Here is a 16,022-nt window from a genome sequence, read left to right on the forward strand (position 1 = left end):
AAACAAATTCAAGCCACACAAAGCCGCGTTTGAAAATCTTTACCACTAGCGCTAAAGCTTACAAGTTTAAGCTAAGCTAATCACTTGGGCTTTTCTTTGGGGCTAGCTAAAAAAAGCGCACAGATCACCCCCACAGCTAGACCGGCTAGAAGTGCGCCGATAGTGTGGGCGTTGTAGTAAATACGCGCGCCCATAGTCAAAAAAGCTAGAGGTAAAAACCACAGCCAAAGAGCGCCATAACGGCGTACCAAAAAACCCAGTGCACAAAAAATCATAGAGGAATGCCCGCTTGGCATGTTTTTATTCCCCCCATTGGGTCTTTGCCCTAGACGGCGATCAAAAAGGCTTACAGAATTAAGCGCCCATTTAAGAGAGTGTGTGGCAATAGTGGTTGCAATGCTTACATGGATAATTTGAATCAAACCTACCGGATCTTTTTTAAATATGGGGTAGGCAAAGGAGGCGATGGTAGGCACAAAGCGAGCGTAGTGTTCCGTGATCTCAAAAGCTATAGGTACGCGCTCTTGTTTGGGTACTTTAGGAAAAGGGGTAATCACTCCGATAAGAAAGATTAAAAAAAAGCAGATTAGGTTTTTAGTGGGGAGGTATTTAGGAAAGCTTTGTAAATAGAGGGTTTTAAATTTCATTTGAATAGATCGCATGCGGGGTTGTAGGCATTACTTTTTTGCATTCCAAAGGCACTTAAGATACTTGAGAAAATCATATCTTGGGTGTAGGAGATCTGATCTGAGGGAAGGTGGGGAGGTTTAAAGCCATTAGTAAAGATGATAAAGGGAATTTGCTTTTGGAAATCAGGAGCGATTAAAAAAGGTGTGCCGTGTAAATACATGCCATGTTCGCCTAAACTTTCACCATGATCGCTCATGTAAAGCAGTAAGGCGGGTCGTTTGCTTTGCTTTAATTCTTGGATTAGTAAGTCAAGCACAAAATCGTTATAGGCAATGGTGTTATCATAAGCGTTGATCAGACTAGAAAGGCTACAGGTGTGGGGTTCTTTGTGGGTACAAATGGGCTTGAAGGGGGCAAAATTATGGGGAATCTTGTCTACATAAAGTGGGCCGTGTGAGCCCTTGAGGTGCAAAATGACTAAAAGGTTATTTTTATAGCGTTTAAGTAAAAAAGGAAGAGATCTGGCTAATGCTTCATCAAAATTAAAGGGAGGAGGCACGCCTAAAGAGAGTAGCCAGTCTTGCCACTTATCTTCTCTAGGATGCCAATCAATGCGCATGAATGGCTCGGCATTATTAAGGCTTAATAACACCACACTAACCCCCTGTCTATGCAAAAAAGAGGGTAAATTTTCATAGTCTTTTTTAGAGGTGAGCATACACTCCAGCGCAGCGGTGGTGTAAGTGGCACAAGAAGTGGCTTTAAGGGCTAAGATTTCATGCTTGTTTAATCGTGCTTGTAATTTGGGTGTGGTGGGTCTGTTATAGCCATAAATGCTGTAATTTGCCCGTCTTGCACTTTCCCCAATAACTAAAACCACAACTTGGTTTTTGCTCTGCGCCTTAGCGTTAGAAAAAAGTTTAGGGGGGGAGGCGTTAAAGGAGTTAAAAGCAGCACGGATAAGATTGATGCTATAACTGTAGGGTAGAGTTAACCCTCCTATGTATTTGGCATGTTTATCTAAAAAGAGCCACTGCTTGGCGTGGGTAAAACTCCAAGTAAAAAAGAGCAAGGCTGAGCCTAGAAAAATAAGAGCTTTATTTTTAAGTGTTGTATTCTTGATGGGATAAAAAAAAACAAACTCCCTAAAGCCAAACCTAAAAGCATGAAAAATGCTAGATGCAAACCTAATAAATCTCTGGTTTCATGGAAATTTGTGTGTAAGACATTGCCCATCATGCTTTTGGTTAAAAACACATGGTAGGTTTTTATAAAGTAGAGTGCTAGTGCATTACAAAAGGCTAAAAGGGCTAAGCTTATGCGTAAAAATTTAAGACCTAAGCAAGAGAATGCCACTAAAACCATGTTGGTTGTGCAGATATAGGCAATGCTTAGGCTAAAAATAATACCAAACCCCCCCTTGTGATCTGTAATGTAGTGCAAGAGGGGCACATGGAAGATGATTAGAGAGATAATGCCATAAAAAAGCAAGGCAACAAAAAAAGAAGCGGGTCTAAAAAGCCCTAAAATACGGGTATACAACGACAACTATCTACCCATATAAACTTGTCTTGGGCGTGTGATACGCGCTTTGGGGTTTTTGACATGCTCAAGAAGTTGGGCACACCAGCCTACCGTGCGCGCAATCACAAAGACGGGGGTAAAAAAGCGGGTGGGGATTTTAAGGGCTGTTAAAATAGTGCCAGAGTAAAAATCTACATTAGGATAGAGGTTGTGCTCAATAAAATAATCATCTTTAAGGGCAACTTCCTCAATTTTAGCAGCAATTTCATCAAGTCTTGGATTCATTTTAATGCCCCTAGCCTGTAAATCATCTTTGAGCTGTTTTAAAATCCGCGCTCTGGGGTCATAACTTTTATACACCCGGTGTCCAAAGCCCACAAGTCTAAAGGGATCGTTTCTATCCTTAGCGCGGGCAATGTATTTATCCACATTCTTCACATCGCCAATTTCTTGGAGTTGGATCAAGGTCTTTTCATTAGCTCCGCCATGTAAATGCCCCCAGAGAGCAGAGATTCCCGCACTAATAGCAGCATAGGGGTGCACTCCTGTAGAGGCAACATTGCGCACGGTTGTTGAGGAAGCATTTTGCCCGTGATCAGCATGCAAGGTCAAAATCTTATCAAAGGCCTCTACCTCTAAAGCAGTGATCTCAGTCTCGCCCTTTGTGGTGTAGTGCAGGCGCTCATGGGGATAAGCTCGCAGCATAAATAAAATATTTTCCACATAGTTACGGCCTACATCAGGGTAAATGATGGGCGCACCAATTTCATTGCGGTAGCAAATGGCTGCTAAAGTAGGCATCTTAGCCACAATACGCCTAGCCATAGTCTGGTAATCCTCCTCATTTTTCATGGTGTCATGTTCAAAATAGAGGGTGGCTAAAATAGAAACCCCGCTACTAAGTTTAGCCATAGGGTGGGCATTGGTGGGGAAGGCTGAAAACATGTTCATCAGTGTAGAATGGATAAAACTTCTGTGGCGCAATTCTAATTCAAAGGCTAAAGATTCTTCCTCATTTTTGGGTAGCTCATCAGTAAGTAGAAGTCTACACACATCTACATACTTGTATTTGGCTACCAGCTCTTCGATGGGATAACCCTTATAGTAAAGCTCACCCTTTTTGCCATCAATATAGCTAATAGTAGACTGGCATCCAGCCGTAGAGGAGTAACCCGGATCATAAGAGACGATTCCAGCAGTTTCATACAGCTTAGAAAAATCCACCGCCAGAGGACCTCTTGTGCGCGGAACAGTTTCAAACTCAAATTTTTCATTAGTCTCGTTGTTAATTAGCGTAATAGACATGCAACTCCTTTTTTTGCAATATTATACAAGATAAAGCATTAATGAGCGTTTTTACTGTTCGCACCATTAGTAATTTTCGTACTTCAATCTGGCCTGCGTGGGCGCTAAGTATAAATCAACAAATTTAAGATGAATGAGTAGATTGTATTTAGCGGGTTTTGTGGGGGTTGAACTAAGTTTAGGGTGCTATTTTCATCTGTGAAGTCGGCTAAATTTAAAGAGGCTAGGATTTGGCCACAACAAGTTAGAAGAACTGCTTACAACACAGCACAGCCTAGAAGATGAGCCAAATCGCCTGACTTTAGTGTTAAAATTTCATGCTAGAATGCTGGGCAATCTTAATTCTAAGGAGAATTCATGTCTTACAACCCAAAATACCTGTCTCAGCCCACAGAAGGTGAGGCCATTACTTTTAAAGAGGACAAGTTGCATGTGCCAAATCACCCCATTATTCCTTTTATTGAGGGCGATGGGATTGGTGTGGATATTACGCCTGTGATGCAAAAGGTGGTAGATGCTAGCGTGCAAAAAGCTTACAAGGGAGCTAAAAAAATCGCGTGGTATGAAGTGTTTGTAGGCGAGAAGTGCTATAACAAATTCAAAAATGAGAGTGCCCTCACTCCAGAGGAACAATGGCTATTGCCTGATACCATTGAGGCGATCAACCATTTTAAAGTCTCTATTAAGGGGCCTTTGACTACTCCTGTGGGGGAGGGTTTTCGCTCTTTAAATGTGGCTTTGCGCCAAAAAATGGACCTTTATGTATGTCTAAGACCTGTGCGTTGGTATGGTAGCCCCAGTCCAGTTAAGGAGCCGGGTAAAGTAGACATGGTTATCTTTAGAGAAAATAGCGAGGATATCTATGCGGGTATTGAGTTTGCTCAAGGCAGTCAAGAGGCCAAAAAGCTCATCAAATTTTTACAAGAAGAACTCAAGGTTTCTAAAATCCGCTTTCCTAATACCAGTGGTGTTGGTATCAAGCCCATTAGTTTAGAAGGCACAGAAAGACTTGTGCGTAAAGCCATTGAATACACCATTGATAATGACAGAAGTAGCCTCACCTTTGTGCACAAGGGCAATATCATGAAATACACTGAGGGGGCATTTATGAAATGGGGTTATGCCCTAGCACAAAGAGAATTTGGCGCTAAGTTGCTAGATAAAGGCCCCTGGTGCACCCTTAAAAACCCCAAAACCGGTAAAGAAATTGTGATTAAAGACATGATTGCAGATGCCTTCTTACAACAAATTTTATTACGCCCCGCAGAATATGATGTGATTGCTACTATGAATTTAAACGGGGATTATATCTCAGATGCGCTAGCGGCTATGGTGGGGGGTATTGGCATTGCTCCGGGGGCTAATTTAAATGATAGCGTCGCGCTCTTTGAGGCCACACATGGCACTGCACCTAAATACACGGGGCAAAATAAGGTCAATCCTGGATCGATCATTTTGAGTGCAGAGATGATGCTACGCCACCTAGGCTGGATTGAGGCAGCAGATTTAATTGTAAAGGGCATGCAAGGAGCCATTGCTAGTAAAAAAGTTACCTATGACTTTGCCCGTTTAATGGAGGGAGCCAGCGAGGTTTCTAGTTCTGAATTTGGCGAGGTGATCATTTCGCATTTGTAGAGAATTTATGGGTTTTCGTTGGTGTTGGGGAGTTGCTTCGGTATGGGTTTGATGAAAGGGTTGTGGGACAAATTTTTTAATTTAACGGTAGGTGTGGTTTTTAAAAGGGATTGTTTTAGCGTGGGAGTGTGGCGGCTTGTTCCAAGTGATACTCCTATGATGTGGTGTAAAATAAAGTGATACAATTTAAATTGGCTGACATATTTTGTGGCGCGGGAGGTTTGAGCTATGGTTTTGCTCAGAATGCTTTATTTGATTTAGTGTGGGCACTAGATTATGATCTAGATGCTCTTGCAAGTTATAAAAGTAATCACCCCACTACAAACACAATTTGTAGGGATATTGTTCAACTTTCTAGGGAAGAATGTTTGGGTTATGGTCCCATTGACATTTTATTAGGTGGGCCATCTGCCAGAGCTATTCTATTTTTGGAAAAAGACGAATGGATACGCGGGCTAATCTGTTCCAAGAATATTTGAGGATTCTAGCAATCACGCGGCCTAAAATATTCTTGTTTGAAAATGTGGTAGGGAAAAAACCAATTCCAAGACAACAGCAACAGCGGCACAAACTCCAGTAACTCCGCCACAAACTCAAGCGCCACAAACTCAAGCGCCACAAACTCAAGCGCCACAAACTCAAGCGCCACAAACTAGCGCGCCCACTCAAAGCACTAGCGCGATCCCGGCTGATGATAATGATTTGGAGAGAATGGTAGAGGAATTAGAAAACCAAGCGATCAAAGAGGGCAAGGTAAGTGCGCAGGAGGTTAACGCCGCGCGTGAGGCCACAAGGGCGGCTAATCCAGATATAAAGATCACCCATGCCTAGTTTAGAAAAATACAGAAACCGCGCTTTTGCTATGGATTGTTTGGAATTTCTTAGTCAGTTGCCCGGTGAGAGTATAGATTGTGTGCTAATTGATCCGCCCTATTGTAGTGGCGGTAAAAGAATGTACAACAGATATAATAAATATCGCGATTTTGAGGGCGACAATAAAAGTCAAAGAATTTGGATGCTTTTAATCTCCGAAGTTTTTAGAGCAGTTAAACGGGTCTTAAAGCCAAGTGCGTACTTTTTTAGCTTTATTGACTGGCGGCAATACCCGGCGTTAAGTGATTGTATCCAACTGGCAGATCTAGCATGGCGGGGCGTGATTGTGTGGAATAAGGGCAATGGATCGCGCCCGTTTGCTAATGCTTTCAAGCAACAATGCGAGTTTATTTTGTGGGGCACTAAAGGTACTTTGCCACTAACTAGCAGAAAAGAAGCTAATTATTATTTTGGCTATGTAGAAAAATACCTACACCCTAGCCAAAAACAGCACCCCACACAAAAGCCCATAGAAGTGCTAAAACATTGTTTGCAAGTTGTGCCCAAAATTGAAGGTCAAGAGCCTCCGGTCGTGTTAGATTGTTTTTGTGGGAGTGGATCAACTGGGGTAGCGTGTGCTGAATTAGGGCTTGATTTTATCGGGGTAGAGCTCTCTAAAGAATACGCTATTCAAGCAAGCATTAATTTAGAGGGGGCGCTACTACACGCGCAAGAAAATAAGCAAAAAGAGGAAAAAGAGGCCGCAACAACTCACATCTACTTTTAGGGCGCGGTTATGCCATTTTTAGAAGCTATAGCTAGCCTTCAAGCTAGAAACCCAAAGCTAATCCCAAATGGGGCTAATTTCAAATTTAGCGAATATATCCGCGCGTTTAGTATTAGTGGGATTAGCAAAATTGATACTTTAGTTTCTTATCAAAGTGCCCTAGAAAAGGCTTTAGCAAAGGGGCAAAGTTTTAGGGAGTTTGTTAAGGCTAATCCGCAATTATTAGAAACAATCAATAAAAAGCGCCTTGAGCGGATATTTAAATACAATTTAATTTATGCCAACACGCGCGGTAAATTAATGCGCTATGAAAGTGCCCCACCCATTGCGGGCAGTAGCAATGGCGATGGCTGGTATTATGTGTTTCATAGTAGGCACGATAGCGCCGCGCGGCATTTGGCCTTTGATAATGTTTGTCTACCAAGAAAGCACCCCTTTTGGCAGAATCACACCCCGCCACTTGATTGGGGTTGTCGGTGTGAGATTGCTATGTGGTCAGAAAGACAGATCAAGGCCAAAGGAATAGCGGTTACTCAAAATATCCCACAAGAGGGCGGTACTCAAGCGGGGGGATTTGAAAGAGATAACAACAAGTTCTTAGCTAGCTTTTTTAAAAACAAGTTGGCCACTTATGCGGGCAATTCAAAAGCTACTAGCCTACTTAAAGGCGTGTTGCAAAATATCGCTAGCAAAAAGGCGCGGTTTAAATCTTTGATCCGACTTTCACAAAATGGCGGGAGTTTGCGTTTTGGTAATTTAGATAGTTTGCCAATTACTCTAAAATCTGAAACACTCAAGGCTAACCCCGCTAATAATCTGTTTGATTTTTTCTTAGCTAAAGAAGTGTTAGACAATCCACTATTAATGGCCACCCATAGAGATACGCGTAAGCTAGTGGGTCAGAAGTTAGGGCGCTGGTATGAGCTTGAGATACAAGGCACAGAGTTAGTCAGTTTAGAGCACTTCAAAGAAGCGCCTGACTTAAAAGAGGGCTTTAAACTTGAGCGATTAGATTTTGATAAGTTAGCGCAGCGCCTCCAAAATGAAAAACCCTACCCCTTCACTCAAAGAGTTCTTAACACAATCAAAAGCGCGCTATCTTTGTTAAACTTAGATGAGAAACAAGAGCGCCATGTTTTGGATAGCCCAAATTATAAACAAGGGCGGAGTTACTACACTAAAGCGCCTACAATTGAGGAGGTGAGGGGGTGGATAAGGGAAAGTTTAGAAATTGAGTTTGACAAAAAACAAGGCACATGGGACAAACACGGCATTATTAGCCATCCTGATTTTGAAGGTATAGTTATGCCATTTTTTGATAAATCAAAAGCCCCCGTTAAGGTATATAAAAGTAAACTACACTTTAACAAAAAGGGCTTTCACATTGTGCCTACAACTGAGGAGTAACTTTTGAAAAATTTACCTGATATGGACAATTACTCCCGCTTGTTAAAAATTACCTTCATTGACGGGGATATATGGGAAAATGCCAAGCTTAATGGTTATGATTATGCCCCGCCAAATCTCTTAGAAGATGAGGCAGATTTAGAAGATGAGTTAAGGGTAACCTATCAAGGTATAAGATACTCAATAAAAGCCTCAGAAATCCAAAAGATCGAATCACAAAAGCACTAAATCGCCATTTAATGGCCGTTAAACACGGCTTAAAGGTATTAAGTCAACTCCTCACACTCCAGATCAAGACTCACATGATCACGGCTTAAAAAGCTAATATCAACATTGCGGATCAAGCCAAAAAAGGTTAAACATTCTAAGGCGTTAGAGAGCTCCACCACACTTGGGATACTTTTATTGGCTTCAATGATTTTTAAAGCCCAATCTAAATCTTTTAATGGCAGTAAGATCGTAGATTTGTAGGTTTTGCGTGTATAACCTATCTTAATGCTAGTTCGCCCCTCCTCATCTGTGGTGATCTTGCTAAAATCCTCAATGCTTAAAGAGCCCTGATATTCGGTTATGCCTATGTTTTTGAATTCACCACAAAAAATAACCCCAATTTTTGCCATTTTGCCCGGGGCGTTTTCTAAATAAATATCATAAGCAGCAGCGCCTGAGTTTTCTAAGAGATATTGCCCGCCACTTAGATAAGTGCCCCGCGTGTATTTTTCAAGATAATTTGAATCTAATAAAGAAACACGCAGATAATCACATTCAAAATTAGAAAGGAAAATACTTCCCTTAGTTTTGATCCGTATTTTGATATAGCCTTCAGCCTCTGAGATCGTATTAATCGCGCTATCAAAGGCGGCGGTAGTGTTATCCGCGCACTTAAAGGTAAAATCGGTATCAAAGTTTGGCTTAGCGCCTTCTTCTGTGGCCTTAGTGCACTCAAATAGGCTTGTGTCTTTTCTAACAATATCGCCTAACTGATAGGTCTTATCCGGATCAAAAAAAGGCGTATGATCCTCAAGGTTACTTTCTATTATTTCAATCTCTGATCTTAGGAGTATGCGCATGCCTTATTTTAGTGGGTCAAGCTTGTCTAAAATGCGCAAAAGCTAGCGCTAATTAATCTTAAAATGCAAGAAAAAGGGGATACATGAAACTAACAGCAGAAACACAGGCCGCTATTAGTAAAAGTCTAAGTGCGGTTTTTGCCACAACTCTAAGCAAAAAGCAAAAGGACTACCAACAAGTAGCCTTAGAAGTGCAGGCTAATACCATGTCTGTAGATTATCGCTGGCTTGCAGCTATGCCGGCCATGAGAGAGTGGGTGGGCGAGCGTCAGCTAAAAGATTTGGAGGGCTATACCTATACGATCACCAAAAAGAATTGGGAGGCCACGATCAAGATTGATCGTGATATTATCCAATATGATAGTTTAGGCATAGCAGGGGCACAAGTTGCCGGCATGGCTGATTTAGTGATCGATCACTACAACAAGCTAGTTTTTGATCTGTTTAATCAAAACGGGGCTTGTTACGACGGAAAAGCCTTTTTTGCAGGCGATCACCAAGTAGGGCAGTATAAATTTAGCAATTTAGGCAATTGGGGTCTTGATGAAGGCGGCATACTTGAAGCCCGTAAGAATATGCGATCTTTGGTGAGTGAAAGTGGCGCGCCACTTAATATTAACCCTAATCTGGTGTTAATCCACCCTAATTTAGAAGGTCAGGCTATGAAAATGTTCAAAGCCCCTACTAAAGCCAATGGTGAAATTGACATACTCCCCATAGCTAAAGCTAGGGGATTCTGGGATCATCAAAGCTTGCCCGCTAGGCGGGTCTTACAGCTTCTCCTCCAAGAGTGGATGCCCCCACTCTATGAATATTTATACTTGCGTTCAAATCTCTATCCAAAGAAAAGCCACAAGAAGGGCAATGAAAAAACCTATCTTTTAGGCTTAAATCCTCTTTGAGTGCTCCACAATTAGAACAAGTTTTAGAGCTAGGATAGAATCTATCAATCTTAACCACTTGGGTTTTTCTCTCCAAGATAGCCACAAACTCACCAAAAGCCAAATCATTAATCTTGCGCCCCCAAAGTTTAACCATACCCTTCAGGTTCAAATCTTCAATGAAAATAGTGGCGTATTGTTTGGCTAGGCTATTAGCAATCTTGTAGAAAAAGTCTTTTCTAAGATTTTGGACTTTGCGGTGCAATCTAGCAAGTTTTAGCCTAGCCTTTAGGCGGTTATGACTGCCTCTTTTCTTTTTGGATAGGGAGCGAGAGCAAGCACGGATCAAAGGCAAGAATTTAGAGAAAAATAAAGGCGATGGGATTTGTGTGCCATTAGAGCATGTGAGAAAAGTTTTTAACCCAAAGTCAAGCCCCACGCTGTTACCGCCTGCGGGCTTAAGGTTATCCTCTGTTTCGCACACCAAGCACAAGAAATAATCGCCTAGATTATCTCTTTTAATGGTTAAGGTCTTGGGTTTGCCTGCAAGGTCGTAGGTTTTGACAAACTTAAAGCGATAGCCATTAAAAGAGATAATGTTGTCTTGGATTTTATAACCTGTTCCCCCCTTAAATGTGAAAGATTTGGTATAAAGCCACCTTTTTAAATCTAGGCGGTCTGCCTTGTTTCTTAAAAAACTTTTTATAAGCCTTGTCTATCCTCCCTACTAGCTCTTGCAAGGTTTGAGAGCCTAGAGTTTTCAAAAAAGCAAAGCGTGCTGTTCTCTTTAGCTTGGTGATGTGCTTTTTCAAAGTGTAGAAATTCAAGTGCTTCTTATAGAGCCTATAATACCGCTTATGCAAAGCGATACAATGATTGTAGCAAATGCCATAAAGACGCAAGAGTCTGTCTATCTGCTTGTTCTTGCTTGAATTGTAGAGTTTCTGCTTGTAGGCGATGAGCATAGAACTATATTATACACACTTTGCTTGAAAAACGACCAAACATGCGCCTTATATCCCCATAGCTAAAGCTAGGGGGTTTACGGCGCGGTTGCTAAGTTGTCATGTGCTTTAGGATTTGTTTTGGCTAAATAAGGCCACCCCTCCGGCTACTGCGCTCTAAAAAATTTCATTTCTCTTAACAGAAATTCCACCCGTGCAAATGGGTGATTCACTCCCTAGAAACTAGAAATCTCTAGTAACACATGCGTACTAAAACTTAGTGGCAATAGTGCCTTTACTTATCCTTGCCCTCACTATTTTTAATTTTAAAATTGATAACTCAGATACACCGTTACTGAGCGCCCAGGACCAGGTTCTCTACCTGCAGGGCCTGTGCCAAGACCCCTGAAATAGTACTTCATGTTAAAGATGTTATTGACTTGCAAACTACCCACAATTTTATGCCGCCCGCTCTGCCAAAGCGTTTGGCTCACTTGGATATTCCATACCCAATACCAAGGCAATAGCCCCACACTATTACAGCCATACTTCAGACCACCGCTTTTAGCAGGGTTGTCAAACTGAAAACAGACAGTTTCTGATCTAGCCTGATTGAGTACCGAGGAGTATGCCCGGCTATAAAAGTAACTGCTAATCCCAATGGTGGTCTTTTTGTAGGTGTATGTCGCACCAAAAATGAATTGATTAGGGCTTACATAGGGGAGTCTTTTGCCTTTGATGTTAAAGGATTGGTTAACAATGCCTTTAAAGTCAGACAGCACATCACCCACGCTAGAGGTGATCACCGCATCAATATAGGTATAGGCTACATGGAATTGCAACCCTCTAATAGGGGCATAATACAACTCTAGTTCCACGCCCTGACTTCTAGCATTAACCGCATCATTACTATACCCGCCTGCATAGTAGCGTTGCGCAAAAGTAACAAAATAGTCAGCATTAAAGCTAAGTAGATCCTTATAAGCATAGCGCGAACCCACCTCAACCTCGTTAAAAATTTGGTTGTAATCAACAGAAAAAAGCCCTATGGTGTTAAATTGTGGCGGGATAAAACTTCTGCGGTAGTTAAAATATAATAACCAACCATTAAGGGGTTTATACCCCACATTCAAGGCCGGACTCCATTCATTTTGATATTGCTTAGTGGCATTCCATACAGCAAAATCTCCACTTTCAGGCCTCATTCTTTTGTAATTCAAAAAGGTATAACGCAACCCGGGTGTGAAAATCAGTTTGCCCTTAAAAAATTCCATTTTATCGCTAAGATAGCCAGCCGTGTAATTATTGGCCATTTGCAGGTTTTGGCTTGGCTTGGTTACCAAAGTAAAGGGCGACATGCTGCATGTACTATTCTGCCACTCACAATTAGACTGCATGGCCTTAAACCACATATTACTAGTCATGAAGCGCATACCCACTTTAAAAGTTTGTTTGACAGGCCCTGTGTTAACCACCACATTGACATTAGGCTCGATGCCATTGATCACATAACGCCTAATGTGATTGGCAATGAAAAATCCATTGTAGTTTTGATCAGTATAAACCGGTAGATTAGGATTGATGCTAGGTTCGTTGACACTTAGATAGTTAGAATCTATCTGCATATCCCGGCTAAGATCTTGCCCGTAGTAGGTGAGTGTAAAATCCCCGCCTATTTTGGAAGTGTCGCCAAAAAATGTCTGATAGACCGCACCCCAGCGCATAACTCTACCACCTCTATTGGTATTGGGGCGATCATTTTGGAAGCGGTTTTGATTGTAGGCTTGCTCGCTTAAAGAGCCCGGTTGGGTTATGAAAAACTTATAGTATTGGTAGTAGGCTGTGATTTTATTGTTGTCATTGATTTGGTAGAGCAAATCTAGCAAATAGTTTTGGATATTAGTGGGGGTATTGTATCTAAAGCCTTGTCCATTAGTCCAGTTAGCCTGAGCTTGCACGCCAATGTATTTGTTAATCATGCCTCCACTTCTAACATAAGTGTCATACAAGAGATTATTACCAAGTGTCTTATCCAAAGGTGTATTTTTATTTGTAGGTCCTGTAATCCCTCCATTCTTAGGACGGCCCCAGATAGTCATTCTTTCAGCCGCCTGATTTTCCCATTTGTAGGGAATGGGTTTGGTGATGATGTTAATCACGCCCCCAACAGGATTTGGGCCATATTGCACGCTCTCCCCTCCTTTGGTAACACTGACGCGATCAATTGCTTGGAAGGAAACGGGGAAAATCTCCATAGCAATACTTGCATAGGGCGCGGCATAAACCGGAATGCCATTAACCAAAACAAGCCCAGTATTGCTTGTGCCACTCCCTCCAGCTCCAAAACCTCTAACAGAAAATCTAGGTATAGCCCCAATACCTGTGGTGTTTCTAATATGCACCCCGGGCACATTTTGCAAAGCCTCCTCAAAACTTTGGTTAGCTTGCTGGGTGAGTTGTTTGTGTGAGATAACCGTTTGGCTACCTAAATAATTTTTCACTTCCTCACTACGCCAGCTTTTAGGGGCTTCTTCATTCACAGCCGCCCCTGTGGTTTGTACTTTTTGCAAACTGTGGGTTTTAATGGCTTGTAAACTACTCATAGCCAAGCACCCCCCCGCAAAAAAAAACATACTCCTTCTCATTTTTATAATCCTTCATTAACTGCGCGAGTACAGCTTTAGTATCCCTAAATACATTGAATTACTTTTAGAACTCAACGCACAATCACAAATAAGTTTTGCTTTTAGAGTCTCATATTTTGTAAAGGAAGTCTATGCTCTACACACTCAAAGCCCCCATTTTAGGATTTGAAAAGATCATGGAGGTCGAGCTTACAAAAATTGATGATCTCTTTAGCCGTGTGAGTAGTTTAGATAACACCATTAGCATGGTTTTAGTCAATCCTTATAAACTGCGCGAGTACAGCTTTAGTATCCCTAAATACATTGAATTACTTTTAGAACTCAACGCACAATCACAAGTAGAGGTGTATTGTGTGGTGGTGATTCAAAAAAATTTAGAGGATTCTATGGTTAATTTTCTTGCTCCCTTGATCTTTAATCCTGAAAATGGCTATGGCGCTCAAATTGCCCTTTCTATCATGGACTATCCAGATTTTGGCTTTAGAGATACGCTTAAATCTTTTGTACAAACTCAGAACCAATCGCGTTTAAGCTCTTAATATGCTAGCCATTACAGGAGGAGGAACGGGTGGGCATTTATGCATTGCCCGCTCACTAGCCCAAGAATTGCAAAGCAGAGGGGAGGATTTAATTTATATTGGCAGTCTCTCCGGGCAAGATAAGGCATGGTTTGAATCTAGCGATTTATTTAAGCAGTGCTTTTTTTTAGACACCACAGGGGTGGTTGATAAAAAGGCCTTTAAAAAAATGCATGCCTTGTATAAACAAATCCGGGGCATAAAAACAGCTAAAAAAATTTTACAAGAACACCAGATCCGGGCTCTCATTAGTGTGGGTGGGTTTAGTGCTGGTCCTGCAAGCTTTGCGAGTATCTTCTCTAAAATCCCTCTTTATATCCACGAACAAAATGCCATTCAAGGCACGCTTAATAGAATCATCGCCCCCTATGCTAGGTGCGTTTTTAATAGTTTTAAAAATCCTAATCAAGATTCTAAATACATCTATACACCCTATCCGATCCAACAAAGTTTTTTTGAGCATGCCCGCATACGCACTAATATCCAAACGGTGCTCTTTTTGGGAGGCTCTCAGGGCGCTAAAGCCATTAATGAATTTGCGCTTTTATGTGCCCGTAAATTACTTAAAAGAGGAATGAATATTATCCACCAATGCGGGGCATCAGAATATGAACGCATAGCCACACTTTATAAAGGTTTGGGGATTTTAAAATCCATTGATCTATTTGCCTTTGATATTCAGCTAGTTAAAAAAATGCAACAAGCAGATATTTGTGTGAGCCGTGCGGGGGCGAGTAGTGTATGGGAGCTTTGTGCTAATAATTTGCCTACCCTTTTTGTCCCTTATCCTTTTGCGGCTAAGAATCACCAGTACTACAATGCTTTAGAATTTGAACAAGAAGGTTTGGCTAGGATTGTTGCACAAAAAGATTTACATCCTAGCCATTTATTTGAATTCATGCGTTCTTTAAAAGCCCCTGCAAAAGAGGGGTTTTATATTTCTGAAGTGAGTAGGAAATTATTTAACAAGGTCTCTAATAACGGAACAGCCTTGATTGTGGATCAAATTTTAGATCAATTAAAAGTCTCAGGCGTAAAAGCTTGAAGCTTTTGTCTTAAGTTTAGAGCGAGCAATTAAAATATCAGCAATGTCTTCATCAAAAAACTCTAACACGCTAAAGAGCAATAAAAAACCCGCATAAAAAAATAGCGTCGCTAGAGTACCAAGCCATGGCCAGCATATAAAAGGGATAAAAATAGAGACAATCCATGATTTAGCATTGAGCCAGAGAAATTTTTCTTTGGTAGAAATCTCTTTAAGATTAGGGACAGAAACCACTAATAAGGGATAATGCATTTAAAAGAGTCCCATAAACCACGAAGCTAAAGCGGGGGCTTTGAAAAAAAGCATGATTCCCAAAACTACGCCTAAGACCGTGAATAAAATATCCCGCCAGCGATCTAAATTGCGCCACACATAAAAGGCAATGCCAATAAAGATCACCATTAAAATACCCTTAGCCGTATTGCTTTGGAGTTGTTCTTCAATGGCTTGAAAAAAACTATCGCTCCCCTCAGCCCTTAAAAGGGCAAAAACCACACAAAAAACCCATAAAAACCGCACAAGACCCCCAAATAATTAGGCTAAAAGCCCAATTCTAACTGATTTTCATTTAACACAAGCTAAGGATTGCATGCAGACTAAAAGATTATGGCATGTGTTATTTAATACTTGCTACTTATAGAAAGAATTATTCATAAAGTAAGTAATATAAATTGATACAAGCCGTATAAAGTTTACGCTTTAATAGGGATAAAATGACAAAAATTTTAGCAATATTTAAAAAAGAATGCTAATTTTTC

At 41.2% G+C, this 16,022-nt stretch carries 15 protein-coding genes and 3 pseudogenes; 8 read left to right on the top strand and 10 right to left on the bottom strand.

What is annotated here, in order from left to right:
* Window positions 1-80 precede the first annotated feature (80 nt).
* Genes lpxE through OO773_RS02420 form a run of 4 tightly spaced genes read right to left on the bottom strand, consistent with a single transcriptional unit; the run spans window position 81 to window position 3,459 of the window.
* Complete coding sequence (gene lpxE, locus OO773_RS02405; RefSeq protein ID WP_006563883.1) at window positions 81-662, bottom strand: lipid A 1-phosphatase LpxE; 582 nt, start codon at window positions 660-662, stop codon at window positions 81-83.
* A complete protein-coding gene (locus OO773_RS02410; RefSeq protein WP_232087245.1) occupies window positions 644-1,702 on the bottom strand; it encodes a sulfatase-like hydrolase/transferase in 1,059 nt (352 codons plus the stop codon). The genes lpxE and OO773_RS02410 overlap by 19 nt, the downstream gene beginning before the upstream one ends.
* An 8-nt stretch (window positions 1,703-1,710) precedes the next feature.
* A complete protein-coding gene (locus OO773_RS02415; protein ID WP_034375831.1) occupies window positions 1,711-2,178 on the bottom strand; it encodes a phosphoethanolamine transferase domain-containing protein in 468 nt (155 codons plus the stop codon).
* A complete protein-coding gene (locus OO773_RS02420; RefSeq protein WP_006563885.1) occupies window positions 2,179-3,459 on the bottom strand; it encodes a citrate synthase in 1,281 nt (426 codons plus the stop codon).
* Between the two features lie 357 nt (window positions 3,460-3,816).
* Here OO773_RS02420 and icd point away from each other — a divergent pair, with 357 nt between their 5' ends.
* A complete protein-coding gene (gene icd, locus OO773_RS02425) occupies window positions 3,817-5,094 on the top strand; it encodes an isocitrate dehydrogenase (NADP(+)) (RefSeq protein ID WP_006563886.1) in 1,278 nt (425 codons plus the stop codon).
* Window positions 5,095-5,270: 176 nt separating this feature from the next.
* Window positions 5,271-5,441 (top strand): annotated as a pseudogene (locus OO773_RS09945) (DNA cytosine methyltransferase); the annotation flags it as partial.
* A 137-nt stretch (window positions 5,442-5,578) separates the two neighbouring features.
* Here OO773_RS09945 and OO773_RS02435 read toward each other — a convergent pair.
* Window positions 5,579-5,743 carry a hypothetical protein gene (locus tag OO773_RS02435; protein ID WP_233424216.1) on the bottom strand — a complete coding sequence of 55 codons (165 nt, stop codon included), beginning with the start codon at window positions 5,741-5,743 and terminating at the stop codon, window positions 5,579-5,581.
* 174 nt (window positions 5,744-5,917) lie between these two features.
* Here OO773_RS02435 and OO773_RS02440 point away from each other — a divergent pair, with 174 nt between their 5' ends.
* From OO773_RS02440 to OO773_RS02450, 3 genes are read left to right on the top strand one after another with little or no spacing between them, the layout of a single operon-like run.
* Window positions 5,918-6,694, top strand: coding sequence for a DNA-methyltransferase (locus OO773_RS02440; RefSeq protein ID WP_064430167.1), 777 nt, complete (start codon window positions 5,918-5,920; stop codon window positions 6,692-6,694).
* A 9-nt stretch (window positions 6,695-6,703) separates the two neighbouring features.
* Window positions 6,704-8,101, top strand: a complete 1,398-nt coding sequence (locus OO773_RS02445) for a polymorphic toxin type 50 domain-containing protein (protein WP_264828657.1) — start codon at window positions 6,704-6,706, stop codon at window positions 8,099-8,101.
* Window positions 8,102-8,104: 3 nt separating this feature from the next.
* Window positions 8,105-8,329 (top strand): hypothetical protein, encoded by a 225-nt coding sequence (locus tag OO773_RS02450; protein WP_034376508.1) that lies wholly within the window; start codon window positions 8,105-8,107, stop codon window positions 8,327-8,329.
* A 38-nt stretch (window positions 8,330-8,367) separates the two neighbouring features.
* On the opposite strand, the gene OO773_RS02455 is transcribed toward OO773_RS02450, so the two are convergent.
* Window positions 8,368-9,171 carry a hypothetical protein gene (locus tag OO773_RS02455; protein ID WP_040499373.1) on the bottom strand — a complete coding sequence of 268 codons (804 nt, stop codon included), beginning with the start codon at window positions 9,169-9,171 and terminating at the stop codon, window positions 8,368-8,370.
* Between the two features lie 83 nt (window positions 9,172-9,254).
* On the opposite strand from OO773_RS02455, the pseudogene OO773_RS02460 reads away from it, so the two are divergent.
* Window positions 9,255-9,815: pseudogene (locus OO773_RS02460) on the top strand (Mu-like prophage major head subunit gpT family protein); the annotation flags it as partial.
* A 115-nt stretch (window positions 9,816-9,930) separates the two neighbouring features.
* Here the strand turns inward: OO773_RS02460 and OO773_RS02465 are convergent.
* Together OO773_RS02465 and OO773_RS02470 are read right to left on the bottom strand one after the other, a co-directional pair.
* A pseudogene (locus OO773_RS02465) lies at window positions 9,931-11,017 on the bottom strand (RNA-guided endonuclease InsQ/TnpB family protein).
* Window positions 11,018-11,322: 305 nt separating this feature from the next.
* Window positions 11,323-13,629 (bottom strand): TonB-dependent receptor family protein, encoded by a 2,307-nt coding sequence (locus tag OO773_RS02470; RefSeq protein WP_232087246.1) that lies wholly within the window; start codon window positions 13,627-13,629, stop codon window positions 11,323-11,325.
* Between the two features lie 143 nt (window positions 13,630-13,772).
* On the opposite strand from OO773_RS02470, the gene fliW reads away from it, so the two are divergent.
* Together fliW and murG are read left to right on the top strand one after the other, a co-directional pair.
* Window positions 13,773-14,180, top strand: coding sequence for a flagellar assembly protein FliW (gene fliW / locus OO773_RS02475; RefSeq protein ID WP_006564742.1), 408 nt, complete (start codon window positions 13,773-13,775; stop codon window positions 14,178-14,180).
* A gap of 1 nt (window position 14,181) precedes the next feature.
* Entirely contained in the window at window positions 14,182-15,264 is a 1,083-nt protein-coding gene (murG, locus tag OO773_RS02480) for an undecaprenyldiphospho-muramoylpentapeptide beta-N-acetylglucosaminyltransferase (protein WP_006564743.1), read from the top strand.
* Here murG and OO773_RS02485 read toward each other — a convergent pair.
* Window positions 15,247-15,516 (bottom strand): hypothetical protein, encoded by a 270-nt coding sequence (locus tag OO773_RS02485; protein WP_034376154.1) that lies wholly within the window; start codon window positions 15,514-15,516, stop codon window positions 15,247-15,249. The genes murG and OO773_RS02485 overlap by 18 nt on opposite strands.
* Entirely contained in the window at window positions 15,517-15,783 is a 267-nt protein-coding gene (locus tag OO773_RS02490; protein WP_034376157.1) for a TrbC/VirB2 family protein, read from the bottom strand.
* Window positions 15,784-16,022: the final 239 nt, after the last annotated feature.

Source organism: Helicobacter suis HS1, assembly GCF_026000295.1.
Lineage (GTDB): Bacteria > Campylobacterota > Campylobacteria > Campylobacterales > Helicobacteraceae > Helicobacter > Helicobacter suis.

Excerpts from the sequence above, each read along its gene's own strand:
- icd (WP_006563886.1), top strand. The coding sequence starts at position 3,817 with ATGTCTTACAACCCAAAATACCTGTCTCAGCCCACAGAAGGTGAGGCC.
- OO773_RS02485 (WP_034376154.1), bottom strand. The coding sequence starts at position 15,516 with ATGCATTATCCCTTATTAGTGGTTTCTGTCCCTAATCTTAAAGAGATT.
- fliW (WP_006564742.1), top strand. The coding sequence starts at position 13,773 with ATGCTCTACACACTCAAAGCCCCCATTTTAGGATTTGAAAAGATCATG.
- OO773_RS02455 (WP_040499373.1), bottom strand. The coding sequence starts at position 9,171 with ATGCGCATACTCCTAAGATCAGAGATTGAAATAATAGAAAGTAACCTT.
- murG (WP_006564743.1), top strand. The coding sequence starts at position 14,182 with ATGCTAGCCATTACAGGAGGAGGAACGGGTGGGCATTTATGCATTGCC.
- OO773_RS02440 (WP_064430167.1), top strand. The coding sequence starts at position 5,918 with ATGCCTAGTTTAGAAAAATACAGAAACCGCGCTTTTGCTATGGATTGT.
- OO773_RS02420 (WP_006563885.1), bottom strand. The coding sequence starts at position 3,459 with ATGTCTATTACGCTAATTAACAACGAGACTAATGAAAAATTTGAGTTT.
- OO773_RS02470 (WP_232087246.1), bottom strand. The coding sequence starts at position 13,629 with ATGTTTTTTTTTGCGGGGGGGTGCTTGGCTATGAGTAGTTTACAAGCC.
- OO773_RS02445 (WP_264828657.1), top strand. The coding sequence starts at position 6,704 with ATGCCATTTTTAGAAGCTATAGCTAGCCTTCAAGCTAGAAACCCAAAG.
- lpxE (WP_006563883.1), bottom strand. The coding sequence starts at position 662 with ATGCGATCTATTCAAATGAAATTTAAAACCCTCTATTTACAAAGCTTT.